Origin of the sequence: Streptomyces sp. NPDC047117, from assembly GCF_040643545.1 — a bacterium.
GTDB lineage: Bacteria > Actinomycetota > Actinomycetes > Streptomycetales > Streptomycetaceae > Streptomyces.
On record NZ_JBEYUN010000005.1, the window covers coordinates 151,864 to 177,556 of the forward strand.

Below are 25,693 nucleotides of genomic sequence, written 5' to 3' on the forward strand. Positions count from 1 at the left end.
CAGGTTGTCAAGCAACGCGCTATCCTCGTGTGTATGACGCCTCGCACCGACCCGTTGACCCTTGAGGTCGTGGAACTGATCGGCACCGTCGTCGCCCGCTACCACGAGGAGTACGAGCACGCGGCCGCCGAGTACGCGCTGACCGGCGCCCAGGCCCGCGTCCTGGGCCTGCTCGCGCGCGAGCCGCTGCCCATGCGCCGCATCGCGCAGCGCCTGAAGTGCGAGCCGTCGAACATCACCGGGATCGTGGACCGCCTGGAGTCCCGCGGCCTGGTCGAGCGCCGCCCCGACCCGGCCGACCGCCGCGTCAAGCTCGCGGCGCCGACCGAGGAGGGCCGGGCCACCGCGCAGGAGCTGCGGGCCGCGCTCGGCTTCGCCCGCGAGCCCCTGGGCGGCCTGACGGTCACCGAGCGCACGGTGCTCAAGGAGCTGCTGCGCCGGATGCTGGGCCTGGACGAGGCCGACGCCGCGGTCGGCACACCGGACGCGGACGGCGCGCGGGACACGGGAGACGGCGCCCGTACCGACGCGGGATGAGCCCCCGCGCCTCTAATCTGAGGCCATGACCACCGAGAACAGCCGGCCTGCCGTCGACTTCTACTTCGATCCGCTCTGCCCCTTCGCCTGGATCTCCTCCCGCTGGATCCTGGAGGTGGAGCGCCACCGGGACCTCGACCTGCGCTTCCGGGTCATGAGCCTCTCCGTCCTCAACGAAGGCCGCGAGGACCTCCCGGACCAGTACAAGGAGCTGCTGGAGCGGGGCTGGGGCCCGGTCCGCGTCTGCATCGCCGCCGCCCAGCAGCGCGGCGAGGAGGTGCTGCGCGACCTGTACACCGCGCTCGGCACCCGTATCCACAACGAGGGCCGCGGCGAGGAGATGGACGCGGTGATCGCGGAGGCGCTGGCCGAGACCGGCCTCCCGGCCGAACTGGCCGAGGCGGCGCACAGCACCGCCTACGACAAGGCGCTGCGCAAGAGCCACCACGAGGGGATGGATCCGGTCGGCTCCGAGGTCGGCACGCCCACGATCCACATCGACGGGGTGGCCTTCTTCGGGCCCGTGCTGTCCGCGATCCCGCGCGGCGAGGAGGCGGTACGCGTCTTCGAGGGCGCCCGGCTGCTCGCCGGCTACGACAAGTTCTTCGAACTCAAGCGGACCCGCACCGGCGACCTCGACTTCAGCTGACCCGGCGCCCCTCGGTGGCCGTCCCGCCCGCCGCCGCGCCCTCCCGTAAGCGCTGCGCGCGCAGCACCAGTTCCAGCGCGAAGCGGCGGTCCGGGTCGTCCAGGTCCGCGCCCCACAGGTCGCGGAGCTGGCGCAGCCGGTAGCGGACGGTCTGCGGGTGCACACCGAGCCGGGCGGCCACCTCGGGGGCGCCGCCGCGCGTCTCCAGCCAGGCGAGCAGGGTGTCGGCGAGCCGCCGGGCGTGGCCGGCGCCGCAGCTCTCCAGAGGCGCGAGGCTGCGCCGGGTGAGGTCGGCGATCAGCTCTTCGGGGGGCAGCAGGACGAGCGCTTCGGTGTGCTCGGTGCAGCGCAGCAGCTCCCCCGGGGGCAGCAGACCGCGCTCCACGAGGGCGAGCGCGGCCTCCGCCCAGCGCAGTGAAGCGGCGGCAGCGGCCAGCGGTACGGGCGGCCCGACCGCGCCCGTCCAGCCGTACGTGGCCCGCGCCAGCAGTTCGTGGCGGCCCGCCGCGTCCGGTTCGGGCAGGATCACGCACGGCCGCTCCCGCTCCATGTCCAGCAGGACGCCGGGCCCGACGGCCGGCGCCACGGCCTCCCGGGCGGGCCGGGTGAGCACGGCGACCGCGACGCGTTCGGGCAGCGGCCAGCCGATCCGGGCGGCGCGCTCCGCGACGGCCGGGCCGCCGTCCAGGATCTCCGCCATCAGCTGCCGCTGCAGCCGGAGCCGCTCGCCGGCCTGCCGCGCGGCGGCCTCGGCGTGGCCGCGTACGGACTGGGCGACCAGCCCGTCCAGGTACGCGAAGCCGGATTCGGCCAGTTCGTACATCGCGGGGGCCGGGATCTCCGCCTGCTGGCCGATCTCCGCGAGCCGCCGCCAGGCCAGCCGCACGCCGAGCCGGTAGATGGCCTGCAGAGCGTCCAGGCTGCGGCCGTGCAGCCCCTCGCCCCGGCCGAAGTCCTGGAAGTCCTGCGGGGGCACCTGGGGCCGCTCACCGCCCGTGGTGACGTGCGTGACGAAGTGCTCCAGCGCCCGGCGGATGCCGACCAGCGCCTTCGGCTCGCCCAGCTCGTCCAGAACGACCGGCAGTTGCGGGAACTCCCGCCGGATCTCGCGCAGGATCTCCTCGGCGAGGGCGGGGACCCGGCCCATGGCCAGGGTGGCGAAGCGGTGCACCTGGAGGCGCGGCACGTCCCGCCAGGCCGGGCCCACGGCGGTCGCCGCCCGCTTACTCACCGGTCCGGTCGAAGGTGACCAGCGGGACGTTCGGCTGCTCCGGGGTGGCGTTCAGCGCGGCGACGGCGCCAAGGCCCGCGCCGACGGCGAGCGCGGCGGCGGCGATACAGGTCAGGGTGGCGGCGAGCAGTCTCGGCATGGCGCGGCGGACCCTTCGTCGTGGCGGCGGGCGCGGCGCCCGGCACGGACTGGCGGCTGGCGCGATGTGCCGAGTGTGAAAGGGAGTTGACGGGCTGTCAAGTACTCCCCTACGGTTCCCGGGCCGATGGCCGGGAACCGCCCCCGGGGCGCTTTCGGCCCGCTTCCGGCTTCCCTTCGGCCCGCCTCCGTACACCGCCACACGCCCCCGCGGGACCGCCGCTACCGTGTCCCGCCCGGGCCCGTGCGCCCGTCCTCGTACAGCGCCGCAGCCCGGCCGGCCCGCCCGGGTCCCGGGCCACCGAAGTCGTTCCCCGTGCACTGCCCCCCGCCCCTGCCTCACCACAGGAGTGCCCGTATGCGGAAGACTGCCTCACCCCTGTCCCTGGCCCTGCTGGGCAGCGGCGTGTTCCTGCTGGTACTGGCGGCGATGCTCGCCTGGTACGTGGCACCGCGCGCCGCACGCACCCCCGTGGACGTCGACGTCACCACGGTCTTCACCGGCCCCGGGCGCTACTTCGAGACGGCGGACCTGGAGACCAGAAAGGGCCGGATCACCGTCACCCGTCACGTGCTCGGCGACGTGGCGGCCAGTGAGCGCAGCGGCCGGGCCGTCTGGGACGTGTCCACCACCGTCGACACCCCTCGGACGCTGCGGCTGAAGGACCCTCGTAAGGCGCTGCTGTGGACCACGGCGCGCTGGGTCTCCGACCGGCGGACGAACGAGCCGGTGCACTGCTGTGGCGAGTCCCCCGCGCACTACGAGGGCGAGGCGTACCTGAAGTTCCCCTTCGATGTGCAGCGGCGGACCTACCGCTGGTGGGACGACACGCTGCAGGCGGCGGTCCCGCTGGAGTACGCCGGGAAGCGGCGCGTCGCGGGCTACGAGGGCTATGTGTTCACCGGGTCCGTGCCGCCGGCCAGGACCGGCAGCAGGCAGGTGCCGGGCAAGCTCGTGGGCCGGCCGAAGCAGCCGCAGATCCAGGCCGAGGAGTGGTACGCCAACGCCGGGATCGAGCTGGTCGTGGACCGGCGCACCGGCCGGATCATCGACGCGGTGATCTCGCCGCGCAGGACGCTGCGGGTGCCCGGCGGGCAGCGGGACGTGGTCACCCTGCTGGACGGCCGCCGGCTGCGCTTCACGCCCGCCACCCGCCGCGCCCAGGTGGCGCTGGCGGACGCGGACGCCACGAAGCTGCGGCTGGCCGGTGAGACGGTCCCGCCTTGGACGGCCGGGGCGGGCGGCGTACTGGCCCTGGCGGGCGCCGTCCTGGTGGCGATCGGGCGGCGGCCGCGCCCCGATGCTGCGCGCGGTGACGAACAACCGGACGCAGCGGGGCCGGAATTTGTCACTCCGGTGAGTGGCCAGGGCGGGGCGCACGGCGAACACTGACGACCCCACGGGCCACCGGCGCTTTCCGGTCGGCTCGTTCCGCACGGCTCAGTACGCAGTACGTCCCCCACCCTAGGTACCGCACCCTGAGACGAGTTGGAGCGCAGATGCCCCAGCACGTGCCACCCCTGCCGCACGCCCCTGCCCTGGAGCCCGTACGCCCCTGGCGCGAGCCGGTGCGTCCGCACGCCCGCAGACCGTCCCGTACCGCCACGGCGCCCGTTCCGCGGCGCATCGTGTTCCTCGCCCGCCGCGACCTCGGGAACCCCGCGGCGGGCGGTTCCGAACTGCTCGTCGACCGGCTCGCCGAAGGGCTCACCGCCCTGGACCACCAGGTCACGCTGTTGTGCGGCGGGCCCGCCGCCCACCGCGACTACCGGGTGGTCTCCGCGGGCGGCGACGCCGGTCACTTCCTGCGCGTCCGCAGGCAGTTCGCCCGCCAGGTCGGCGACTGCGACCTGCTGGTGGAGGTGTGCAACGGCATGCCCTACCTGGCGCCCCTCTGGCACAGCGGGCCGACGCTCTGTCTCGTCAACCACGTCCACACCGACCTGTGGGGGCTGCGCTATCCGGCCCCCGCCGCGCGCCTGGGCCGCAGCCTGGAGCGCTGGGCGCTGGCCGGCACCCACCGCGGCAACCTGATGGTCGCGGTCTCCGACTCCACCGCGCAGGCGCTGCGGGACCTCGGCGTACCGGGGGACCGCATCCGGCTGGTCCACAACGGCGTCGAGGAGCCGGGTCCGCTGCTCCCGAAGTCTCCCGAACCGCTGTTCCTGGCCATGGGCAGACTCGTCGAGTACAAGCGGATCGGCCTGCTCCTGCGCCTGTGGGAGCGCGTACGGCCGGTCACCGGCGGCCGCCTGGTCATCGTCGGGGACGGGCCGGAGCGCCGTCGCCTGGAGGACCTGGCGGGCCCCGGCGTCCGCTTCACGGGCCATGTGAGCGAGCGCGAGAAGCACGAACTGCTGTGCCGCTCCTGGCTGCTGCTGCATCCCTCCCTGATCGAGGGCTGGGGCCTGGTGGTCATGGAGGCCGCCGCCCGGCGCACCCCGGCCGTCGGCTTCGACATACCGGGCCTGCGGGACTCGGTGCACGACGGGGTGACGGGCCTGCTCGCACGAGGGGAGAGCGCCTTCGCCGCCCACTGGTGCGCGCTCGCTCTCAGTGGGCAGCGGCGCCACGCGATGGGCCGCGCGGCCGAGCTGCGCGCCGCCCGCTTCCGCTGGAGCGCCACGGTCCGCAGCTTCCGCGCGGTGGCCGCCGAGGCCGCCCGCACGGCGCCGGGGAGGTGACGCACGCGGTGCGTGATCCCTCGCTGCGCAGGTCCGTCGCGCTCTTCCGCGCGTTCCTGCGCGAGCAGACCGACCCCGAAGGCTGTTACGGGCTGCTCGCCCGGGACGCCGCCGACCAACTGGAGCGCTACGGTCCGCTGTCCGGGGCCGTGGTGGCCGATGTGGGCGGCGGGGCCGGGCACTTCACGGCGGAGTTCCGCCGCCGCGGCGCGCTCGCGGTGCTCCTCGAACCCGACCCGGCCGAGCTGTACGCGCGCGGCGCTCCCCCCGAGGGCGCGGTGCTCGCCGACGGTTACCTGCTGCCGCTCGCGGACGGCGCCGCCGACGTCTGCTTCTCCTCCAACGTCCTGGAACACGTCGCCGACCCGCACACTTTCCTCAGCGAGATGGTGCGCGTCACCCGCCCCGGGGGCCTGATCTACGTCGCCTTCACCAACTGGCTGTCCCCCTGGGGCGGCCACGAGACGGCGCCCTGGCACTACCTGGGGGCGCGCCGGGCCCGCGACCGCTACCGGCGGCGCACCGGACGCAGCCCCAAGCACACCCTCGGCGAGAACCTCTTCGCGCTCCACGTCGGGCCCACGCTGCGCCAGGTACGCGCCCGCGGGGACGTCGAGGTGCTCGCCGCCCGGTCCCGCTACGCGCCGTTCCTGGCCGGCGCCGTCGCCCGCCTGCCCGGCGTGCGCGAGGTCGCCACCTGGAACCTCCTTCTCATACTCCGGCGGTTGCCATGACCCAGACGCTCGCCACCTCGCGCTCTCCGGGCTCGCCCGTCCCCGGGAGCACTCCGCTGTCCGCACCCGGGGGGCCACCACCGGAGCGGCCACGGAGGCGGAGCTGGCTGCTCGCCTTCTGGGCGGTGTCCTTCGTCGCCTTCCTGGCGCCGTCCCCGGGCAGGATGACGTTCGAGACCAAGCTGGGCGTGGCGCTGGCCCCGTGGAAGTTCCTCGGCGACCTCGGGTCCCTCTGGCACGACCGGGCCGGCTTCGGGGGCCTCGCCGACCAGTACATCGGCTACGCGTTCCCGATGCTCCCGTACTACGCGCTGGCCGACCTGGCGCAGCTGCCGGTCTGGATCGCCGAACGCCTCTGGCTGTCCCTCGTGGTGACCGCCGCCTTCTGGGGTGCGCTGCGGCTGGCCGAGCGCCTGCAGATGGGCAGCCCCGCCGCCCGGCTGCTGGGGGCCGCCACGTATGCGCTGTGGCCCGCCTTCACCATCGTCATCGGCTCCACCTCGGCCGCCGCGCTGCCCGGCGCCGTCCTGCCCTGGGTGCTGCTGCCGCTGGCCGACCCGCGGCGCACCGCGCGGCTGGCGGCGTGCCGTTCGGCGGTGCTGATCCCTTTCATGGGCGGCGTCAACGCGGCCTGCACGATTGCGGCGCTGCTGCCCGCCCTGCTGTACGTGCTCACCCGTACCGGCTCGCGGCGGTGGAGGTTACTGGGCTGGTGGCTGCCGGGCGTCCTGTTGGTCACCGCATGGTGGTCGCTCCCGCTGCTCCTCCTGGGCGTGCACGGCGAGAACTTCATGCCGTACGTGGAGCAGGCCGACGCCACCACGAGCACCATGTCGGCCACCGAACTGCTGCGGGGCGCCGGCAACTGGGTCGCGTACCTGAACTTCGGGGAGCCCTGGCTGCCGGCCGGGTGGACGCTGGTGGCGGGCGTCTTCACCGTGATCGGCACCGCGCTCACCGCCGCGCTGGGCCTGGCCGGGCTGGCCCGCCGGGACCTGCCCGAGCGGCGCTGGCTGCTGCTGACCGTGCTGATCGTCACCGCGGTCGCGCTGGCCGGGTACGGGGGCGTCCTCGGCGGCCCGCTGCACGAGATCGTGCGGGAGTGGCTGGACGGCCCGCTGCAGCCGTTCCGCAACATCTACAAGTTCGCGCCCGGCCTCGCCCTCGCACTGGCCTTCGGGCTGGCGCACCTCACGGGCCTGGCCTCCCGGCCGCGCGCCGGCCGCCCGGTGCCCGGCGGCCGGTACATCCCCCTGGTGGTCGCGCTCCTCCTGCTGCCGGCCCTCGCCCTGCCGTACTTCAACGGCACTGTCCTGCAGCCCGGCGCCTTCAAGAAGCTGCCCGCGCACTGGCAGCAGACCGCCGACTGGCTCTCGGACCGCAGCCCCGACGACCGCGCACTGGTCGTCCCGGCCACCGCGCACGGCCTGTACACCTGGGGCTCCCCCATCGACCAGCCGCTCGACGTGCTCGCCGAGTCCCCGTGGGCGCAGCGCGACTTCGTCCCCTTCGGGACGAAGGGCTCGCGGCGCACGATGGACGCCGTGGAGCAGGCCCTGATGACCGGCTCCGAAGTGCCGGGGCTGCGCGGCTTCCTGAGCCGGGCCGGGCTCTACAACGTGGTGGTACGCAACGACCTGGACCCCGATCAGATCGGCTACGTTCCCCCGCAGACCGTGCGGCGCACCCTCGTGGCGTCCGGCTACCGCAAGGTGGCGTCCTTCGGGCCGCTGACCACCGCAGGCCGGATCGCCGCCGACACCCCGGTACAGGTGCAGGGGCTGTACCCGAGGCAGCGCGCGGTGGAGATCTACGAACCGGTGGACACGCCGCGCCCCGGCAGGGTCACCGCCCGGGCCGCCGCCGATACGGCGCGGCTCAGCGGCGGCCCCGAGGCACTGCTGCAGTTCGCCGCCGACCCCGCGCTGCGCGACCGGCCCACGGTGCTCACCGGCGACGCGCTCCCGGGTGTCCAGGCCCCGGCCCTCCAGCTCACCGGTGACGGCCTGCGCCGCACCGACACCCGCTTCGGGCTGGTCAACACCAACACCTCGTACACGTACACCGCGGACGAGCGGAACGGCCCGGACAGCGTGCAGGACCCCGGCCGTCCGCCGCGCCAGATCCTGCCCGTCCGCGGCATCGAGCACCAGACGACCGCCGTGCTGCGCGGCGCCCGTTCCGTCACCGCGTCCTCCAGCGGCAGCTGGCTCTTCCACCTGCCTCAGTACGACCCGGTGCACGCCTTCGACGGCGACCCGGACACCGCCTGGGCGGAAGGCAGCGCGGGCAACCCGGTCGGCCAGTGGCTGAAGGTGGCCTTCGACCGGCCCGTGGACGTCCCCGCGACGCTCGCGCTGACCCCGCTGCCCGGCGACGGGCTGCGCGCCGCTCCGACGGCCGTCCGCGTCTCCACCGACCGCGGCAGCGCGGTCAGCCAGCTGCGCACCGACGGCAGGCGCCAGCCGGTCAAGGCACCGCCGGGCAGGGCGAAGTGGCTGAAGGTCACCGTCCTCGGCTCCCAACTGCCGCGCGCCGGCGTCTCCGGGGCCGGCATCTCGGAGATCACCATCCCCGGCGTACGGGTCACCCGGCTCCTCCAGGTGCCCGAGGACTCCGAGTACACGGAGGCGCCCGCCACGACGTACGCGCTGCACCGCGGCAGCGACCCCGGCGGCCTCTCCCCGGTGTCCGCGGAGACCGGCCTGCACCGCCAGTTCCTCACGGGCGCCGACGCGGTGTACCGGGTCTCCGCCGAGGCGCTGGCCGTGCCGGGGCGCGCCCTGGACGCGCTGCTCACGAAGGCGGCGCCCGACCAGCGTGACCGGATCACCGCCACCGCCGACTCCACCAGCCGTACCGGGCAGTCCCTCAGCCCGCGCAACCTCGTGGACGGCGATCTGACCACCGCGTGGGTCGCCGGGGACAAGCCCACGGTGCATCTGCGCTGGCCGGGCAAGAAGAAGATCGACACGATCGTGCTGCCCGCCGCGGGCGGCATCTCCACGCGTCCCGAACAGATCCTGATCAACTCGCCCTACGGGGCGGCGACCGCCGGCGTCGACGAGAACGGCATGGCCCGCTTCGACCCGATCACCACCGACCGCCTCGACATCACCGTCTCCCGGGTCAAGCCGCTGACCATCCACAACCCCGTGGCGGGGCAGCCGCTCCAGCTCCCGGTCGGCCTCAGCGAGGTCTACATCCCGGCGCTCAAGAAGTACCGCACTCCGCCGCCCAAGAAGAGCGCGCGCTTCTCGCTGCCCTGCGGCAAGGGACCCGAACTCACCGTGGACGGCGTCCAGTACGCCACGAAGGCGGCGGGACCGGTTCGTGATCTGGTGCAGCGCCGCCCCCTCAAGGTCGAGCTGTGCCGCGCGCAGGGCGGCCGGATCGCCCTGCCCGCCGGGCGCCACCGCGTGGAGGCGGGCGACCGCGGGCCCCTCGCGCTGACCGACGTCACCCTCCGCCGCGGCACGGCGGAACCGACGGCCGTCGCGCCGCGCCGGGTCATCGCCGGGGCCGGCTGGTCGGGCGACAGCCGCGACGCGTACATCGGCCCGGGGCGCGCGGTGTACCTCCAGACGTACGAGAACGCCAACGCCGGCTGGCACGCGACCCTGAACGGCCGTGAGCTCACCCCGGTACGGGTGGACGGCTGGCAGCAGGCATTCCTGGTCCCGGCCGGCGGGGGCGGAACGGTGCATCTGTACTACGCGCCGGCCGCGCAGTACCGGCTGGCGCTGATCACCGGGGTCGTCGGCATCCTGCTGGTGGCGGCGTGCGCCCTGGTAGGGCGGCGCCGGTCGGCGGGCGAAGCGCCCGTACCGGTGGCGCCGCCCGCGCCCTCCTGGGTGCTCGGCACGATCGTGCTCGCCGCCGTACTGGGGCTCGTCGCCGGGCCGTTCGCGGTGGCCGTACCGGTGCTCGCCCTGCTCGCCCGGGCCCGCCCGGTACTGCTCGCGCCGCTGGCCTTCCTCGCGATGGCGGCGGCCGGCGTCGCCGCGTCCTTCGGCGCCGGCCTCCCGGCCTCGCTCGGCCGCGGCCCGTTCAGCGCCCCGGCCCAGGGCCTCGCACTGCTCGCGCTGACCGCGGCGGTGGTCACGGTGCCACCGGGCCGCCTGTGGCCCGCGTCGCTCCGCCCCCACCGTCGCAAGCCCCAGCCGCCCGAGGAGGGCGCGGCCGAGGGAGGCACGGTCGAGGAAGGCACCACGAAGCCGCTCCCGGCCCCGGAGGGGGACGAGAAACCGACACCGTCCAGCACGACGGCTCCGCCCGGCTCCGAGGACGACACGGCCGTCCTGCCGCCCGTGACACCCGGGGAGCCCACCACCGGAAAGCCCGTGCCCGGGGAGCCCACGACCGGTGAAGCCGCCCGGGAACCCACCACCGAGCAGCCGCCCGCCGCCGGAGAGCCCGAAGCCGAGCAGCCGCCCACCACCGGGGCCCGCCGCCGGCCCCCGCTCCCCCGCCGGAGGAAGCGCGCCGGCACACCACCCGAGGGAGCCGACGCACCGCCCGAGGGGGCCGCCGCACCGCCCGAAGGGGAGGAATCCACCGGAGGAAAGGAACCCACCGGAGGAGAGGGGCCCGCCGAGGGCGAAGGCCGCGCCGACGGAAAGGGGCCGACCGCATGACCGCCCTCCATCCGGTTCGCGCGCCGGGGCCCGTCCCACGCGCTCTCCGGCCGGTGCCCTTCCCCCTCGTGGACGAGATCGCCCGGCACTGCGCACAGGAGGCGGAGCCGGAGACCGTGCACGTGGAGGCGCACCTGCCGGGGCACGTGGACGGCGCCCGCCTTCGGGACGCGTTCGGCCGGGCGCTGGCGCGGCACCCGAAGGCGCTGCTGCGACAGGCCCCCGTGCGCTGGTGGCACCGGCGGTACACGTGGCAGCCGGCCGGCGCACCCGACAGGGAGGCAGTCGCCTTCCCCGAGCCGGGTCCCGAAGCGCTGCGCCGTGCCCGGGAGCGGGCGCTCGCCGAGTGCCCCTCCCTGGACGCCGCCCCGCCCGTACGGCTGGAGGTGATCGCCCAGGGGACGACCGGGCCGGGCACCTTCCCGGGCACCGCCCCCGGCACCACAGCGGGCACCGTGCTGCTCCTCACCGCCCACCACACCGCGCTGGACGCCCCGTCCTGCCTGCGCCTGCTGGCTACCACGGCGGAGCTGTACGGCGACGCGGACAACTCCCCCGCGCCACCGCCCGTACGCGGCCCTCAGAGCCCTTCACGGCGCTCCCGGGCCGACGCCGCAGCGGTGCGTCTCGGCCCGCGCCGCCCGGCCCGCGTGGCCGCCGACCACGGCCGTGCGGCCCACGGGAACGGCCTGCTCCTCACCGAGCTGCCCGTACCGGACCGCCCGCCCCTCGCCCCCGGAGCGAACGCCCCGTACACCGTCAACGACCAGCTCCTCGTGGCCGCTTGCCTGTCGGTGACGCGCTGGAACCAGCTGCACGGTGCCCGCCCCGCACCCGTGGTCCTCACGGTGCCCGTCGACGACCGGCCCCGCGGTACGGAGATGCCGCTCGGCAACGGGACACGGCTGGTCTCCGTGGGCTTCGGGGCGGCCCCGCGGGGCGCGCCGCCGTCCGCCGGCTCCTGGCCACCGGAACCGGCCACGGTGGCACGGCTGCTGGGCGGCACCGCGGCCCGCACCCGCGCCCTGAAGGCCTCCCGCGGCCCACAACTGGGCCTGTCCGGCGCCCTCCTGACCGCACCCGTGCTGCCGGTCGGTGTGCGGGCCGCAGTGACCCGTGGGGCGCGTGCCGCCGCCGCGCCCTGGACGTCCACCGCCCTGCTGTCCAACATCGGCCGGCTGCCCTACCCCCTGGACTTCGGCGCCGCGGGCGGCCGGGCCACCGGAGTGTGGTTCTCCGCGCCGGCCCGTATGCCGCGCGGGCTGTCCTTCGGGGTACTCGCCACCGGCGGCCGGATCCAGCTGACGCTGCGCTGGTCCCGGGCGCTGCTGGACGACACTGCGGCGGCGGCGCTGTGCGCCCTGTTCGAAGAAGCTCTCGCGGCGACCTCCTGGAGCGGCACATGACCACGACCGGCGCGCGGCACGGCCCCGGGGGCCTGCGCGACTTCTACGAGAACCCGTTGGTGCCCGTCTCCTCCGGAGCCGAACGGGGGCGGCGGCAGGCGCTGATGCTGGCGCGTGCGCTCGGCCCGGCCGGCGGCGGACGGGCCCCGGCCACCGTCCTCGACGTCGGCTGCGGGGACGGCACCGCGGCGGCCACGGCACTGCCGCACCTCTCCGGCCACCGCCTCGTCGGCGTCGACTGGTCCCAGGACGCGCTGCGCCGCGCGACGGGCCGGATACCGCTCGTGGTGCGCGGCGAACTGTCCGGTGCCGGGCTGCCGTTCGCGGACGGGGCGGCCGACGCGGTGCTCTTCAGTGAGGTCGTCGAGCACCTGGTGGACCCCGACGCGGCCCTGGACGAGCTGCGGCGCGTCCTGCGCCCCGGCGGCCACCTGCTGCTCTCCACGCCCAACCTCGCCGCCTGGTACAACCGCGGTCTGCTGCTGGCGGGCGTGCAGCCGGTGTTCTCGGAGGTGAGCCTGCGCGGCATACACGGCCGCCCCGGCAGCCAGGTCGTCGGCCACCTCCGGCTCTACACCGCCCGTGCGCTGCGCGGCTTCCTGACGGCTGCGGGGTTCGAGGTCGTACGGATGGCGGGCGCGCCGTACCACGATGTGCCGCGCCCGCTGCGCCCTCTGGACCGGCTGGCCTGCCGTGTCCCGTCGCTGGCGTCGATCCTCCTGGTGCACGCCCGCCGGGCGGCGCGGTGACCGTGCCGGGGTGGGGCGTCGCGGCGGCGCTGCTGGCCAACGTCCTGTACAGCTGCGGCTTCGTGCTGGAGAAGCGGGCGCTGGGCCGGCTGCCCCCGTTGAGCGTCCGGCGGCCGTTCCGCGTCGTGCGGCGGCTGCTGGGCAGCCCGCTGTGGCTGACCGGCTCGCTGGCGCTGGCGGCCGGCTTCGCGGCGCAGCTGGTGGTCTACCGCACGCTGCCCGTGGCGGCCGCCCAGGGCCTGTTCGCGGCCGGTCTGGTGCTGGTCCTGCTGCTGGCCTCGGTGGTGCTCGGGGAGCGGACGACCGGCCGCGAGCGGCTGGCGACGGTGGCGGTGGTGGCCGCGCTGGTGATGGTGGCCGGTTCGCTGCACGGCGCGGACGCGGCGGAGGTGAGCCGTACGGCGCCGGCCGGCACGCTGCTGTGGTGCGCGCTGCCCGCGCTCGCCGCCGGACTGTGGCTGTACTGGGCTGCCGGGCGACGGGCCCGGCGGCGCCACCGGGCTGCGGGTGCGGGCGTGCCCTACGGGGTGGCCATCGGGCTGCTGTACGGGGTGAGTTCGCTGGCCATCAAGGGACTGGCGGGGCTACCGGAGGCCGCGCACGGGGGCGGGCCCAAGGTGGCCTGGCCGCCGGACGTCCGTACGGCGCTCTCCTCCCTCGCCGCCCTGGGGGCCACGCCGTACCCGTACCTGCTGGTGTGCACGGGAACGGCCGGGCTGGTGCTGTCGCAGGCGGCGCTGCAGCGCTGTCGGGCGTCGCTGCTGGTCCCCGTGTGCTCGGCCGTGAGCGGTGTCGTCGCCGTCGTCTGCGGCACGGTCGCCTTCGGGGAGCCGCTGCCCGGCGATCCGGTACGGCTGGCCCTGCGGCTGGGCGGTACGGCCCTGGCGCTGGCCGCGCTGCTCGCCATGGACCGGCGCCCGCCACCGGCCGCGCCCGCGCCCGAACCGTCCGCACGGGCGCCGGTCGTGGTGTCCGGGCGTACCGTCTCCGTCACCCGCCGGCGCACGACGGCCGACACCTTCCCGCCACCGGACGCGTAACAGGAGCTGACACATGAAGCCGGACGACCCGCTGCTGCGGATCCTCGCCTGCCCGCTCGACAAGGGGCCACTGGTCCTCATCGCCGCGGACGACGCGCTCTACAACCCCCGGCTGCGCCGCCGCTATCCCATCGTGGACGGCGTCCCGCAGTTACTCCCCTCTTCGGGGGAGCAGGTCTCCGCCGAAGAGCACGAGCGGCTGCTGGCCCGTATGGAGACGGCCGGCGGCGTGCCCGGTGCGGCGGGCCTTCCCGAGGGCGAGGGCCGGCCGTGACACTTGCCGCCCGGTTCGCCCCGCACCTGCCGCCGCGGCTGCTCTCCGCCGCCACGACGCTGCTCTACCCGCGCTTCGAGCCCGAGTTGCGCCGGCTCGGCGACTTCTGCCGGCCCGGCGGCACGGCGGTGGACGTGGGCGGCTGGTACGGGCCCTGGGCGCGGCACCTGGCGCGCCGCGCGGACCGGGTCGTCACCCTGGAGCCGGTGCCGCACCTGGCGCGGCTGCTGAGGGCCGTGACGCCCGACAACGTCGAGGTGGTGGCGGCCGCGGCCGGTGACCGCTCGGGGACCGCGACGCTGTGGCTGCCCCCTGGGGGCCGCGGGGACCGCGGCGTGGCCTCCCTCGTCCGCCGCCGGCTGCACCGCGGCCATCTGGAGGTCCGCTGCCTGACCCTGGACGAGCTGGAGCTGTCCGACGTCACGCTCATCAAGATCGATGTGGACGGTGGCGAACCGGCCGTGCTGCGCGGCGCCGAGCGCACCGTCGAACGCGAGAAGCCGGCGCTCTTCGTGGAGCTGGAGACGCGCATCCAGCCGCTCGGGCCGGTCCTGGAGTGGTTCGCGGCGCGCGACTACCGGGGCTGGGTGCTGCCCGGTGACCGCTGGCTTCCGCTGGCCGCCTTCGACCTCCCGGGACATCAGGCCCGCACGTCCTACGTGGCGGAGCACGGGCTGGTGCGCCGCACGCTCGTGCCGCACCGCCGCTACGTCAACTCCGTGCTCTTCCTGCCGCGCGGCCACGGCCCCGGAGACCCGGCGTACCGCACGAACCCGGCCGCGACCCGCCCCGTACTGCGCGACGATGTGCGCCATGAGCCCTACCCATGAGCCCGGCCCCGGAGAACGCGCCGACGGGCCCGGCACGGACGTTCCCGGGCCCGGCGGGCGCGGGAGGTCACGCACCCCGCGGAGCCGGCTGCACGAGCCCGAGGGAGGCGCTCAGGGGCCGCTCGGGGTGCCGGGCCGGCTCGGCTTCCAGCTCGTCCTGCTGCGCCGGATGGCCGACCACCAGCCGGGACTGGTGGAGGACGCGCTGCACACCCTGGGCACGACCCGCCCGGAGATGCGCGAGGCCAACCGCCGCTGGCAGGCGATGAGCCACTCCTCCCGGTCCCGCGGCGCGCTCCAGCGGTACCGCTCGGTCCTCGGGCCCCCGGAGACCGACACCGCCCGCCGGATCGGCGACCTGACCTGCCGGGCGCTGACCTGGCCGGTGCCGCTCTGGCCCGATCTGCGCTTCGAGGTGCTGGCCGCGCCCGGGGGTGCCGTGTGGAACGAGTGGCTGGTGCGCGCCCCGGGTGCGCCGGGCCCCGTACTCCGAACGGCCGAGGACCTGGAACCGTGGTGCTGCACCGTCGATGAGGTCGCACGCGCGTTCCCACCGGCCCGCCCGATGGAGGGTTCGGCGCCCACCCGCTGGCGGCTCGGATTCGCAGCTCCGGGGCCTGCCGGGCGCCCGGAGCGGCGGATCGCGGAGTTCACCTGGGGCCTGCTGCAACGCCTCGTCGAGTAGGCGGGCGGGACGGCGCCGGGGTCCCTCGCACGGCCCCGTTCAGCGGGCAGCCGGGCGCGTACGGCAGAAGGATGACGGTCGAGAGGTGTGCTGCCGCTCCTGCCCCAACCGGCCCACCCGCGGAGGAACCCCATGACCACCAGCGTTGCGCAGCTGCGTCGTTGCTCGGTCGCCGTCGACCTCGGCGCGGCGCGCACCCGGGTGTACGTGAAGAACCACGGCCTGATCGTCGACGAACCGACCGTCACAGCCGTCAACATCCGTACCGGCGCGCTCATAGCCGTCGGCGCCCGCGCCGAGTACATGGCAGGCCGCACCCCGGACCACATCCGGGTGGTCCGGCCGGTCTCGCACGGCACGATCGTGGACATCGAGATGGCCCAACGGCTGCTGCGGCAGCTCGTGGGCGACAAACTGCGCCGCGCGTGGCGGCGCAAACCCACCATGCGGGCAGCGGTCTGCCTGCCCTCCGGGAGCGAGCCGCTGACCCAGCGGGCCGCCGTGGAGACGCTCACCGGGCTCGGCGCCCGGCGGGTCGAACTGGTCGACACGATGGTGGCGGCGGCCGTGGGCTGCGGCCTGCCGGTCGAGCAGCCCGAAGCCACGATGATCGTGGTCTGCGGGGCCGGGACGACCCAGGTCGCGGTCCTGTCCCTGGGCTCCATCGTGGCCGCCGAGACGGTTCCGGTCGGCGGCGACGCCATCGACCACGCCGTCGTCCAGCATCTGCGCCTGCATCACGAGCTGATGGTGGCCAGCCAGAACGTCCGGCCGCTGCATCTGATGCTGGCCCGTGACGGCATCCCCGAACCGGGCTCCACCGAGGTGCACGGCCGGGACGTGGTCAGCGGTGAGGCCCGCCGCGTCGAGGTGGAGCCCGACCGCGTGCGCCGCGCCATCTCCGCCCGGCTCACGGGCATCCTCGACGCCATCAGTGACGTACTGCGCCGCTGCCCGCCCGACCTGGTCGCCGACCTCGCCGAGCGCGGCATCATGCTGGCCGGCGGCAGCGCCCTGGTCCCGGGCCTGGAACCGATGATCCGGCAGGGCACGCTGATGCCCGTACAGGTCGCCGAACGCCCGGACACCTGCGCCGTACAGGGACTGGCCGCGATGATCGAGGGCCAGGTCTCTCCCCTGGAGCTGGCCCCACTGGCCCCCTGAAACGCCGTCCTCGTGGACGCGGCGGAGCCCGCGAGCCGACCTGGCTCGCGGGCTCCGTACGTCTGAGAGGGCCGCGCCCCGTAGAGCCGGACCACGCCCCTTGAAGGGCCGCGTCGGCTGAAGGGCCGCGTCGGCATTCATGTGCCGCGCTTCGGCCGCCACGTGTACGGCGTGCCGCCCCGTACGTGTCGGGGGCACGCCGCGCTGCCGCTACGTGCCACGCGTACGTACACGCACGAAGACGCCGCACGCACTCGTACGTGCGGCGGGCGCCCGGCCGCGCCTAGGGCGTCCGGGTGTTCCAGGCCACCACCGCCGGGCGGTCGTGTTCCGTGCCGAGCACGCCGACCGCGCCGGTCTCGAAGGTGAACAGCGCGCCGGCGGACGCGGGCAGTCCCAGCCGCCGGGCCGTGAGCACCCGCAGGAAATGCGCGTGCCCGACCAGGGCCACATCACCGTCGTCCGCCTGCAGCCGGGGCGCCAGCCGGTCCAGTACCCGGTCGGCACGCGCCCCCACCTCCTCGGGCGACTCCCCCGGGTGCCCTTCGGGGCCCGGCGGAACGCCGTCGGTGAAGAGGAACCACTCGGGGCGGGTGCGGTGGATGTCCGCCGTGCGCACGCCTTCGTAGCCGCCGTAGTCCCACTCGCCCAGGTCGGGCTCGACCTCGGTACGGGTGAGACCGGCCAGCTCGGCGGTCCTGCGGGCCCGCCCCATGGGGCTGACCAGCGTCAGCGCCACTGTCCGGCCGGCGAGCAGCGGGCCCAGTTCCCGGGCCTGCTCCTCACCGCGAGCGGTGAGGGGGAGGTCGGTCCAGCTGGTGTGCTGTCCCGAACGGCTCCACTCCGTCTCGCCGTGCCGGATCAGCAGCAGCTCACTCACCGCCGGCCTGCTGCTCCTTCTGAGCCTCCTCGACGGAGGCACGGACCTCGTCCATGTTCAGGTTGCGGGCCTGGCCGATGACGTCCTCCAGGGCCTCCTCGGGCAGCGCGCCGGGCTGCGAGAAGACCGCGATGTTCTCCCGGACGATCATCACCGTGGGGATCGACTGGATCTGGAAGGCCGCGGCCAGCTCGGGCTGCGCCTCGGTGTCGACCTTGGCGAAGACGAGGTCCTCGTGCTTCTCGGAGGACTTCTGGAAGACCGGCGAGAACTGCTTGCACGGACCGCACCACTCGGCCCAGAAGTCGATGAGGACGAAGTCGTTCCCGGAGACGATCTCGTCGAAGTTGTCCTTGGTGAGCTCTACCGTGCTCATGTACTTTCCCTGCTTCCGGTCCGGTCGTCGGTATTCAGCCGCGTCAACGGGAGACGCGGAGCGGTGTATTCCTCCAGGGTGTCCCAGATGCCCCGCTCCGCGGCCCGCGCCACGCGGCCGCCCGGCTCCCCTGCCCACGTTGCGCCGTCCTAGACATCCGCAATCCACCGAATCCTGACGCGGTCGGCGCCCGGGCGTGTCGCGGGCCCGGGACCGGCCTTTCCGGCCCGCCGCCCGGGCCCGCCGGCTAGGGGCGATGCACCCGCAGTCCGTCGAAGACCATGCTGGTCAGCGCGTCGGCGAGCACCGCGACGGACAGCCCGCCGTCCGGGCGGTACCACTCGATCAAGGAGTTCACCGTGCCGAAGATCAGCCGGCTGGTCAGCCCCGGCTCGATGTCGTCGCGCACCCCGCCCTCGGCCGCCGCCTGCCGCACCAGCTCCGCGACCCGGTGATCGAACTCACGCCGCCGCTCCAGGGCCCGCTGCTCGGCCTCGCTGTTCCCGTGCACGCGCAGCAGCAGCGTCACGTAGGGCAGCTCGGCGGCCAGGGTCTCGACGCTGCGCCGTACGGTGTGCTCCAGCCGGGCCGTGGCGTCCGCGTGCGCGCCGCAGGGCTCGTCGAGCACGGCGAAGAGCGCGTCCAGCGCCCGGCTCACGGCCAGGTCGAGCAGCTCCTCCTTGCCGGACACGTGGTGGTAGATCGAGGACTTGCTGATGCCCAGCCGGCGGGCCAGCTCCTCCATGCCGGTGCCGTCGTAGCCGCGCTCGTTGAACACCGCGACCGCGACCTCCACGAGGGAGGCGCGGTCGTAGGTGGTCCGGCCCTGCCGTGCCCCCGGGTTCCGGTCGGGTCGTCTGATCATTCCCTCACTGTGACACGCCGGGCGCGGGGCAGGGTGTCAGCCCTTGTCGCGGAGGTCGACGATGCGCTTGATCTTGCCGACCGAGCGCTGCAGCGTCTCCGGGTCGACCACGTCGACGCCCACCGTCACGCCCACGCCGTCCTTGACGCCCTTGGCGATCGTCGCCGCGGCCTCGGCGCGGGCCTCCGTGGCGGCGTCGGGGCGCGCCTCGACGCGTACGGTCAGGTGGTCCATCCGGCCCCGCCGGGAGAGCTCCAGCTGGAAGTGCGGGGCGACCCCGGGGGTGCGCAGCACGATCTCCTCGATCTGCGACGGGAAGAGGTTCACCCCGCGCAGGATGATCATGTCGTCGCAGCGCCCGGTGACCTTCGCCATCCGGCGGAAGTTCGGCCGTGCCGTACCGGGCAGCAGGCGGGTGAGGTCGCGGGTGCGGTACCGGATCACCGGCATCGCCTCCTTGGTCAGCGAGGTGAACGTCAGCTCGCCCTCCTCGCCCTCCGGCAGCACCGCGTCGGTGACCGGGTCGACGACCTCGGGGAAGAAGTGGTCCTCCCAGATGTGCAGCCCGTCCTTGGTGTCCACGCACTCCTGGGCCACGCCGGGACCGATGACCTCGGAGAGGCCGTAGATGTCGACCGCGTGGATGTCCATCCGCTCCTCGATCTCGCGGCGCATCTCCTCGGTCCACGGCTCGGCGCCGAAGATGCCGATCTGCAGCGAGGACGTGCGCGGATCGATGCCCTGGCGCTCGAACTCGTCGAGGAGGGTGAGCATGTACGAGGGCGTGACGAGGATGATCTCGGGCCGGAAGTCCTGGATGATCTGCACCTGGCGGGCGGTCATGCCGCCGGAGGCGGGGATCACCGTGCAGCCCGCGCGCTCGGCGCCGTAGTGCGCGCCGAGGCCCCCGGTGAACAGCCCGTACCCGTAGGAGTTGTGCACCTTGTGGCCGGGCCGGCCGCCGGCCGCGCGGATGGAGCGCGCGAACACGTCCGCCCACATGTCCAGGTCGGCCTCGGTGTACCCGACGACGGTGGGGCGGCCGGTCGTCCCGCTGGAGGCGTGCACCCGTCGGACGTCCGCCATCGGCACGGCGAACATCCCGAAGGGGTAGGTGTCGCGCAGGTCGGCCTTGGTGGTGAAGGGGAAGCGCGCGAGGTCGGCGAGGCTGCGGCAGTCCTCGGGGCGGACGCCGGCCGCGTCGAACTTCTTGCGGTACAGCTCCACGTTCTCGTAGGCGTGGCGCAGCGTCGACCGGAGGTTCGCGAGCTGCTGCGCCCGCAGCTCGTCGAGGCTCATCCGCTCGCCCGCGTCCAGCAGTTCGGCGGGGAGCGGGGTGCCGGTCCTCCGCGCACCCGCCGCGGCTTTCAGGTTGCTGCCCATGCTGCTCATTCCTCCACACCTCGGATCGCGCGGCTTCGCCCCCGGAACTCCGCAATGACTTCCGTACCCCGCCGGACGGTCACGTCGTATATGCCGCTCCGTCCGTACCGCGCGCGCTCCTCGGCCCGGGCCAGCAGGACGTCCCCCTGCTTCGCCGGCGCCACGAAGGTCACGTCGGCGCCGGCGGCCACGGTCACCGGGCCGTGGCTGTTGCAGACGCAGGCAAAGGCGGTGTCGGCGAGCAGGAAGAGGTAGCCGCCGTGGGCGATGCCGTGCCCGTTGACCATGGTTTCGCCGACGGCCATGCGGAGCAGCGACGATCCCTCGCCGGCCTCCAGCAGTTCGATGCCGAGCCGCTGAGACGCCTGGTCAGCGGCGAACATCCGCTGGGCCGGACCGGAGTTTTCCACAGGACATCAACCACCCTTGCTGCCCGACCGAACATTCGGTTAGCGTAACGACGCGGTTAAACAATCAGCATCTGAAACGCCTGTCAAGAGGTGGACTGCCTTGTCCGAGAGCGTCACTGATCGATCCGACTTCTTCGCCCGCCACAAGGACCTGCTGGAGCGGGCCGTCGCCGCGGCCGGGGACCGTGACCACTGGTCGCCGCATCCGGAGTCCCCGAGCCCGAAGGTCTACGGCGCGGAGGCGGCGGACACCGGCGAGGCCGCGTTCCGCGCCCACCTGAGCACCGCCTTCAAGCTCCCGGGGCACCCGCAGAGCGGCACGGTCGCCGTCGCCGAGCGCTCTCCGTACGGCCTGCCGCTGGACGTCGAATATCCGCGGCTGGCGCCCGGGGAGGCGGTGGCCGCGGCGAAGGCGGCGGCCCCGGCCTGGCGCGCGGCCGGCCCGGACGTCCGCGCGGGCGTCGCCGCGGAGATCCTGTCCCGGCTGAACGCCGCGAGCTTCGAGATCGCGCACGCGGTGCACCACACGACGGGCCAGCCCTTCGTGATGGCGTTCCAGGCGGGCGGGCCGCACGCGCAGGACCGCGGCCTGGAGGCGGTGGCGTACGCCTGGGCCGAGCAGAAGAAGCTCCCGGCGGTGACCCGCTGGACCAAGCCGCAGCGCAAGGGCGAGCCGCTGGTCATGGAGAAGACCTTCACCCCCGTGGGCCGCGGGGTGAACCTCCTGATCGCGTGCAACACCTTCCCCACGTGGAACGGCTACCCGGGTCTCTTCGCTGGCCTCGTCACGGGCAATCCGGTGATCGTCAAGCCGCACGCGGGCGCGGTGCTGCCGCTGGCGATCACCGTCCGGATCGCCCGCGAGGTGCTGGCCGAGGCCGGCTTCGCCCCGGACGTGCTGCTGCTCGCCGCCGAGACCGCCGACCAGCGCACCGCCGCCGAGCTGGCGCTCCACCCGGACGTCCGGGTGGTGGACTTCACCGGCTCCAAGGAGTTCGGCAACTGGCTGGAGGAGCACGCCCGCCAGGCCGTCGTGTACACGGAGAAGGCCGGCCTGAACACCGTCGTGCTGGACTCCACCGACGACTACAAGGGCCTGCTGCGCAACCTCGCCTTCTCGCTGTCCCTCTACAGCGGCCAGATGTGCACCACCCCGCAGAACCTCCTCGTACCGCGGGACGGCATCCGGACCGACCAGGGCCCCCGCACCGCCGCCGAGTTCGCCGAGGACCTGGCGGGCGCGCTGGACAAGCTGCTCGGCGACCCGCAGCGCGCTGCCGGCACGCTCGGCGCGCTCGTCAACGACGGCGTACGGGCCCGGCTCGCCGAGGCGGCCGGGCTGGGCCGGGCCGCGTACCCCTCGCAGACCGTCCCGCACCCGGAGTACGACGGCGCCACGCTGAGCACGCCGCACGTCGCGCTGCTGGACGCGGCCGAGGACGCCGGGACGTACACCCGGGAGTGGTTCGGGCCGGTCTCGTTCGTGATCGCCACCGACTCCACCGAGCACAGCCTGCGGCTGTTCACCGAGACGGTCCGCGCCCACGGCGCGCTCACCGCCACCGTGCACGCCACGGGCGAGGACGTCCTGGAGGCCACCCGCGCCGCCGCCCTCGAGGCCGGCGTCCACCTCTCGGAGAACCTCACGGGTGCGGTCTTCCCCAACCAGACCGCCGCGTTCAGCGACTTCCACGGCAGCGCGGCGAACCCGGCCGCCTCCGCCACGCTCACCGACTCCGCCTTCATCACCGGCCGGTTCGACGTGCTCCAGTCCCGCCGCCACGTCGCCCCGGAGGCGACCGGTGCCACCGCGACCGAGGGGAACTGACGTGTCCGACGAGGTCTTTCTGGTCGACGGCGCCCGTACGCCGCAGGGCCGGTACGGCGGCGCGCTGGCCTCCGTACGCCCCGACGACCTGGCCGCTCTCGTGGTCGGCGAGGCGGTACGCCGGGCCGGTGCCCCGGCCGAGGCGGTCGACGAGGTCATACTCGGCGCGGCCAACCAGGCCGGCGAGGACAACCGCGACGTGGCGCGGATGGCCGTACTGCTCGCCGGCCTGCCGCACACCGTGCCCGGATACACCGTCAACCGCCTCTGCGCGTCGGGCCTGACCGCCGTCGCCTCGGCGGCGCAGGCCATCAGGGCGGGCGAGGCCGACCTGGTGGTGGCGGGCGGCGTGGAGTCGATGACCCGTGCCCCCTGGGTCATGGCCAAGCCCGGTGCGCCCTGGGCGAAGCCGGGCGAGGTGCACGACACCTCGCTGGGCTGGCGGTTCACCAACCCCCGCTTCGCGGCGGCCGACCGCGAGGTGGCCGGGTCCGGGCCGGAGACCGCCAAGCTGACACTGTCCATGGGCGAGACGGCCGAGGAGGTCGCGGCGCTCGACGGCATCACGCGCGCCGATTCCGACGCGTTCGCGCTCCGCAGCCACCAGCGGGCGGTCGCCGCGCAGGAGGCCGGTCACTTCGACCGCGAGATCGTTCCGGTACCGGTCAAGGGCGGCAGGGGCGGCCCGGACACCGAGGTGACCCGGGACGAGGGCCCGCGCCCCGGCACCACCCTCGACAAGCTCGGCGCGCTGCGCACGATCTTCCGCAAGGACGGCGTCGTGACGGCCGGTTCGTCCTCGCCGCTGTCCGACGGCGCGGCGGCGCTGTTGGTGGCGAGCGGCGAGGCAGTACGGCGGTACGGCCTGACGCCCCGGGCCCGCATCGTCACCTCCGCCTCGGCGGGCCTCCAGCCGAACCTCATGGGCCTCGGCCCCGTACCGGCCACGGAGAAGGCGCTCGCCCGCGCCGGCTGGAAGCTCTCCGACGTGGCCGCGGTCGAGCTGAACGAGGCGTTCGCGGCGCAGTCCCTGGCCGTGCTCCGACGGCTCGGCCTGGACGAGGAGCGGGTCAACGCCGACGGCGGCGCCATCGCGCTCGGCCACCCCCTCGGCTGCTCCGGCGCCCGCATCCTGCTGACGCTGCTCGGCCGCCTGGAGCGCGAGGACGCCCGCAGGGGCCTGGCCACGCTGTGCGTCGGCGTCGGCCAGGGCGTCGCGATGCTGGTGGAGCGGGTATGAGCGACACGGCGCAGGAGCGCGCGGCAGTCGGCGTGCGCGGCGCGGTGACGGACGAGCCGTACGAGACGCTGCGGGTCGAGGAGCGGGCGGACCGGGTCGTGGTGACCCTGTACCGGCCCGAGGCGCGCAACGCCCTCAGCGGACGCATGATCACCGAACTGCACGCGGTCTGCGACCTGCTGGAGCGCGACCCGAAGCTGCTGCTGCTCACCGGGCACGGCGGCGTCTTCGCGGGCGGCGCCGACATCGCCGAACTGCTGCGCCGCGGCCGGGACGAGGCCCTGCGGGGCATCAACAGCCGGCTGTTCGAGCGGGTACGGCGGCTGCCGATGCCGACGGTGGCCGCGGTGGACGGCTGGGCGCTGGGCGGCGGCGCCGAGCTGAGCTACGCCTGCGACATCCGGATCGCCGGGCCGGACGCGGTGTTCGGCAATCCGGAACCCGGGCTCGGCATCCTCGCCGCGGCCGGCGCTTCCTGGCGGCTGCCGGAGCTGGTGGGCGAGTCGGTCGCCAAGCAGGTGCTGCTCGCCGGGCGGAATCTGGACGCGGCGGCGGCGCTCGCAGCGGGCCTGGTCATGGAGGTCGTTCCGGCCGACGAGCTGCTGGACCGGGCGCACGCCGTACTGGACCGCATGGCCCGCTCCTCGGCGACGGCGCTGCGGCTGACCAAGCTCGTGGTGGACGCGCCCGGCGCGCATCCGGTCGCCGACGACCTCGCGCAGGCGGTGCTGTTCGAGGGCCAGGACAAGCAGGACCGGATGACGCAGTTTTTGGAAAAGAGGGGCTTGGAAAAGCGGGGCCCCGAGGAGAAAGGCCCGGAGGAGAAGGGCCCGGAGGAGAAGGGCCCGGCGGAGAAGGGCCCGGACACCAGCGGCCCGGCGAAGAACGGTCCGGTGAAGAACGGTCCGGTGAAGAGCGGAGAGCGGACGTGAGCGCGGCGGTACAGAAGACCGGGGAGGCCGGGAAGGGGGCCGGGAGGGACGCGGCACCGCGGGCGGTGGGCGTGATCGGCGGCGGCCGGATGGGAGCGGGGGTCGCGCAGTCGTTCGCGGCTGCCGGCTCGCGGGTCACCGTCGTCGAGAGCGGCGCCGAGGCCGCGGCCGCCGCGCTGGACCGGGTGGCCACCGGGCTGGCGCGCGCCGCCGAGCGCGGGAAGCTCGCCGAGCCGGCGGAGACGGTGCTGGCACGGGTGACCACGGTCGCCTCCCCCGAGGAGCTGCCCGGCGAGGTCCAGCTGGTCGTGGAGGCGGTGCCCGAGGACGCGGCGCTCAAGGCGAAGGTGCTGGCCGCGGCGGAGCGGGCGGTGTCCGACGACACGGTCCTGGCCACCAACACCAGCTCGCTGTCGGTCACGGAGCTGAGCACGGCGCTGAGGCGCCCGGCGCGCTTCCTCGGCATGCACTTCTTCAACCCCGTGCCCGCCTCGGCGCTGATCGAGCTGGTCGTCGCCCCGGACACCGCGGACGCCACGCTGGAGTCGGCGCTCGCCTGGACGCGCGCGCTCGGCAAGACCGATGTCGTGGTCAAGGACTCCCCCGGCTTCGCCAGCAGCCGACTGGGGCTGGCGCTCGGCCTGGAGGCGGTCCGGATGGTCGAGGAGGGCGTGGCCGAGCCCGCCGCCATCGACGCCGCGATGAGCCTGGGCTACAAGCACCCCATGGGCCCGCTGCGGCTGACCGACCTGGTCGGCCTGGACGTCCGCCTGGCGATCGCGGAGTACCTGTGCGCGACGCTGGGCGAGCGTTTCGCGCCGCCCGCGCTGCTCCGCGAGAAGGTGGCCCGCGGCGAGCTGGGCCGCAAGACGGGCCAGGGCTTCTACACCTGGGAGTGAGCGACGGCGGAGCCGCCCGCCCGCTGAGTGCCGCGGGGCCCGGCGCCCCGCGGCGCCCCGCCGCGTGGGCCGCCGCCTCGCCCACCGGCCCGCCCCACCCCGTAACGATTCAAGGCCGCCT

24 protein-coding genes are annotated in these 25,693 nt (G+C 74.7%); 17 read left to right on the forward strand and 7 right to left on the reverse strand.

Annotated elements, in window-relative coordinates:
- The first annotated feature begins 33 nt into the window (after positions 1–33).
- Together ABZ840_RS11415 and ABZ840_RS11420 are read left to right on the forward strand one after the other, a co-directional pair.
- On the forward strand, positions 34–537 hold the full coding sequence (locus ABZ840_RS11415) for a MarR family transcriptional regulator (RefSeq protein WP_361556977.1): 504 nt from the start codon (positions 34–36) through the stop codon (positions 535–537).
- Positions 538–562: 25 nt separating this feature from the next.
- Complete coding sequence (locus tag ABZ840_RS11420; protein ID WP_361556980.1) at positions 563–1,186, forward strand: disulfide bond formation protein DsbA; 624 nt, start codon at positions 563–565, stop codon at positions 1,184–1,186.
- Here ABZ840_RS11420 and ABZ840_RS11425 read toward each other — a convergent pair.
- Both ABZ840_RS11425 and ABZ840_RS11430 read right to left on the reverse strand, forming a co-directional pair.
- A complete protein-coding gene (locus ABZ840_RS11425) occupies positions 1,179–2,417 on the reverse strand; it encodes a helix-turn-helix domain-containing protein (protein WP_361556983.1) in 1,239 nt (412 codons plus the stop codon). The two genes, ABZ840_RS11420 and ABZ840_RS11425, sit on opposite strands and share 8 nt — an antisense overlap.
- Complete coding sequence (locus tag ABZ840_RS11430) at positions 2,410–2,556, reverse strand: hypothetical protein (protein ID WP_361556986.1); 147 nt, start codon at positions 2,554–2,556, stop codon at positions 2,410–2,412. The genes ABZ840_RS11425 and ABZ840_RS11430 overlap by 8 nt, the downstream gene beginning before the upstream one ends.
- 357 nt (positions 2,557–2,913) lie before the next feature.
- Here ABZ840_RS11430 and ABZ840_RS11435 point away from each other — a divergent pair, with 357 nt between their 5' ends.
- From ABZ840_RS11435 to ABZ840_RS11485, 11 genes are all read left to right on the forward strand, one after another.
- Complete coding sequence (locus tag ABZ840_RS11435) at positions 2,914–3,948, forward strand: DUF3068 domain-containing protein (protein ID WP_361556989.1); 1,035 nt, start codon at positions 2,914–2,916, stop codon at positions 3,946–3,948.
- Between the two features lie 107 nt (positions 3,949–4,055).
- Positions 4,056–5,240: a glycosyltransferase family 4 protein gene (locus ABZ840_RS11440; protein WP_361556992.1), complete on the forward strand. Its 1,185-nt coding sequence runs from the start codon at positions 4,056–4,058 to the stop codon at positions 5,238–5,240.
- An 8-nt stretch (positions 5,241–5,248) separates the two neighbouring features.
- Positions 5,249–5,974: a class I SAM-dependent methyltransferase gene (locus ABZ840_RS11445; protein WP_361556995.1), complete on the forward strand. Its 726-nt coding sequence runs from the start codon at positions 5,249–5,251 to the stop codon at positions 5,972–5,974.
- Positions 5,971–10,611: an alpha-(1->3)-arabinofuranosyltransferase family protein gene (locus ABZ840_RS11450; protein ID WP_361556998.1), complete on the forward strand. Its 4,641-nt coding sequence runs from the start codon at positions 5,971–5,973 to the stop codon at positions 10,609–10,611. Before ABZ840_RS11445 ends, ABZ840_RS11450 begins: the two co-directional genes overlap by 4 nt.
- Positions 10,612–10,664: 53 nt before the next feature.
- Positions 10,665–12,017, forward strand: a complete 1,353-nt coding sequence (locus tag ABZ840_RS11455) for a condensation protein (protein ID WP_361557001.1) — start codon at positions 10,665–10,667, stop codon at positions 12,015–12,017.
- Positions 12,014–12,766 carry a methyltransferase domain-containing protein gene (locus ABZ840_RS11460; protein WP_361557004.1) on the forward strand — a complete coding sequence of 251 codons (753 nt, stop codon included), beginning with the start codon at positions 12,014–12,016 and terminating at the stop codon, positions 12,764–12,766. The genes ABZ840_RS11455 and ABZ840_RS11460 overlap by 4 nt, the downstream gene beginning before the upstream one ends.
- Positions 12,767–12,768: 2 nt before the next feature.
- Positions 12,769–13,806, forward strand: coding sequence for a DMT family transporter (locus ABZ840_RS11465; protein WP_361557740.1), 1,038 nt, complete (start codon positions 12,769–12,771; stop codon positions 13,804–13,806).
- Between the two features lie 13 nt (positions 13,807–13,819).
- Positions 13,820–14,080 carry a Trm112 family protein gene (locus ABZ840_RS11470; RefSeq protein WP_361557007.1) on the forward strand — a complete coding sequence of 87 codons (261 nt, stop codon included), beginning with the start codon at positions 13,820–13,822 and terminating at the stop codon, positions 14,078–14,080.
- Positions 14,077–14,910 carry an FkbM family methyltransferase gene (locus ABZ840_RS11475; RefSeq protein ID WP_361557010.1) on the forward strand — a complete coding sequence of 278 codons (834 nt, stop codon included), beginning with the start codon at positions 14,077–14,079 and terminating at the stop codon, positions 14,908–14,910. The genes ABZ840_RS11470 and ABZ840_RS11475 overlap by 4 nt, the downstream gene beginning before the upstream one ends.
- Positions 14,894–15,595, forward strand: coding sequence for a hypothetical protein (locus tag ABZ840_RS11480; protein WP_361557013.1), 702 nt, complete (start codon positions 14,894–14,896; stop codon positions 15,593–15,595). The genes ABZ840_RS11475 and ABZ840_RS11480 overlap by 17 nt, the downstream gene beginning before the upstream one ends.
- 132 nt (positions 15,596–15,727) lie before the next feature.
- Positions 15,728–16,759, forward strand: a complete 1,032-nt coding sequence (locus tag ABZ840_RS11485) for a rod shape-determining protein (RefSeq protein WP_361557016.1) — start codon at positions 15,728–15,730, stop codon at positions 16,757–16,759.
- 283 nt (positions 16,760–17,042) lie between these two features.
- Here ABZ840_RS11485 and ABZ840_RS11490 read toward each other — a convergent pair whose 3' ends face one another.
- The 5 genes from ABZ840_RS11490 to paaI all read right to left on the reverse strand — a co-directional run bounded on the left by ABZ840_RS11490 (position 17,043) and on the right by paaI (position 20,646).
- On the reverse strand, positions 17,043–17,639 hold the full coding sequence (locus ABZ840_RS11490; protein ID WP_361557019.1) for a histidine phosphatase family protein: 597 nt from the start codon (positions 17,637–17,639) through the stop codon (positions 17,043–17,045).
- On the reverse strand, positions 17,632–18,183 hold the full coding sequence (gene trxA / locus ABZ840_RS11495; RefSeq protein WP_361557022.1) for a thioredoxin: 552 nt from the start codon (positions 18,181–18,183) through the stop codon (positions 17,632–17,634). The genes ABZ840_RS11490 and trxA overlap by 8 nt, the downstream gene beginning before the upstream one ends.
- A gap of 79 nt (positions 18,184–18,262) precedes the next feature.
- Positions 18,263–18,880 carry a TetR/AcrR family transcriptional regulator gene (locus tag ABZ840_RS11500; RefSeq protein WP_361557025.1) on the reverse strand — a complete coding sequence of 206 codons (618 nt, stop codon included), beginning with the start codon at positions 18,878–18,880 and terminating at the stop codon, positions 18,263–18,265.
- Positions 18,881–18,916: 36 nt separating this feature from the next.
- The gene (gene paaK / locus ABZ840_RS11505; protein ID WP_361557028.1) at positions 18,917–20,263 is read right to left on the reverse strand and encodes a phenylacetate--CoA ligase PaaK; all 1,347 of its coding nucleotides are present in this window, start codon (positions 20,261–20,263) and stop codon (positions 18,917–18,919) included.
- A 5-nt stretch (positions 20,264–20,268) separates the two neighbouring features.
- Entirely contained in the window at positions 20,269–20,646 is a 378-nt protein-coding gene (paaI, locus tag ABZ840_RS11510; protein ID WP_361557743.1) for a hydroxyphenylacetyl-CoA thioesterase PaaI, read from the reverse strand.
- Between the two features lie 127 nt (positions 20,647–20,773).
- Here paaI and paaN point away from each other — a divergent pair, with 127 nt between their 5' ends.
- From paaN to ABZ840_RS11530, 4 genes are read left to right on the forward strand one after another with little or no spacing between them, the layout of a single operon-like run.
- Complete coding sequence (gene paaN, locus ABZ840_RS11515) at positions 20,774–22,501, forward strand: phenylacetic acid degradation protein PaaN (RefSeq protein WP_361557031.1); 1,728 nt, start codon at positions 20,774–20,776, stop codon at positions 22,499–22,501.
- Position 22,502: 1 nt separating this feature from the next.
- The gene (locus ABZ840_RS11520) at positions 22,503–23,741 is read left to right on the forward strand and encodes a thiolase family protein (RefSeq protein ID WP_361557034.1); all 1,239 of its coding nucleotides are present in this window, start codon (positions 22,503–22,505) and stop codon (positions 23,739–23,741) included.
- Positions 23,738–24,673: an enoyl-CoA hydratase/isomerase family protein gene (locus ABZ840_RS11525; RefSeq protein ID WP_361557037.1), complete on the forward strand. Its 936-nt coding sequence runs from the start codon at positions 23,738–23,740 to the stop codon at positions 24,671–24,673. Before ABZ840_RS11520 ends, ABZ840_RS11525 begins: the two co-directional genes overlap by 4 nt.
- A complete protein-coding gene (locus ABZ840_RS11530; RefSeq protein WP_361557040.1) occupies positions 24,670–25,572 on the forward strand; it encodes a 3-hydroxyacyl-CoA dehydrogenase family protein in 903 nt (300 codons plus the stop codon). The genes ABZ840_RS11525 and ABZ840_RS11530 overlap by 4 nt, the downstream gene beginning before the upstream one ends.
- Positions 25,573–25,693 lie beyond the last annotated feature (121 nt).

Bases quoted from the DNA above. Each gene is read 5' to 3' on its own strand.
- ABZ840_RS11500 (WP_361557025.1), bottom strand. From the start codon at position 18,880: ATGATCAGACGACCCGACCGGAACCCGGGGGCACGGCAGGGCCGGACC.
- ABZ840_RS11470 (WP_361557007.1), top strand. From the start codon at position 13,820: ATGAAGCCGGACGACCCGCTGCTGCGGATCCTCGCCTGCCCGCTCGAC.
- ABZ840_RS11450 (WP_361556998.1), top strand. From the start codon at position 5,971: ATGACCCAGACGCTCGCCACCTCGCGCTCTCCGGGCTCGCCCGTCCCC.
- paaK (WP_361557028.1), bottom strand. From the start codon at position 20,263: ATGGGCAGCAACCTGAAAGCCGCGGCGGGTGCGCGGAGGACCGGCACC.
- ABZ840_RS11440 (WP_361556992.1), top strand. From the start codon at position 4,056: ATGCCCCAGCACGTGCCACCCCTGCCGCACGCCCCTGCCCTGGAGCCC.
- ABZ840_RS11525 (WP_361557037.1), top strand. From the start codon at position 23,738: ATGAGCGACACGGCGCAGGAGCGCGCGGCAGTCGGCGTGCGCGGCGCG.
- ABZ840_RS11435 (WP_361556989.1), top strand. From the start codon at position 2,914: ATGCGGAAGACTGCCTCACCCCTGTCCCTGGCCCTGCTGGGCAGCGGC.
- ABZ840_RS11460 (WP_361557004.1), top strand. From the start codon at position 12,014: ATGACCACGACCGGCGCGCGGCACGGCCCCGGGGGCCTGCGCGACTTC.
- ABZ840_RS11415 (WP_361556977.1), top strand. From the start codon at position 34: ATGACGCCTCGCACCGACCCGTTGACCCTTGAGGTCGTGGAACTGATC.
- ABZ840_RS11485 (WP_361557016.1), top strand. From the start codon at position 15,728: ATGACCACCAGCGTTGCGCAGCTGCGTCGTTGCTCGGTCGCCGTCGAC.
- paaI (WP_361557743.1), bottom strand. From the start codon at position 20,646: ATGTTCGCCGCTGACCAGGCGTCTCAGCGGCTCGGCATCGAACTGCTG.
- ABZ840_RS11420 (WP_361556980.1), top strand. From the start codon at position 563: ATGACCACCGAGAACAGCCGGCCTGCCGTCGACTTCTACTTCGATCCG.
- ABZ840_RS11430 (WP_361556986.1), bottom strand. From the start codon at position 2,556: ATGCCGAGACTGCTCGCCGCCACCCTGACCTGTATCGCCGCCGCCGCG.
- ABZ840_RS11480 (WP_361557013.1), top strand. From the start codon at position 14,894: ATGAGCCCTACCCATGAGCCCGGCCCCGGAGAACGCGCCGACGGGCCC.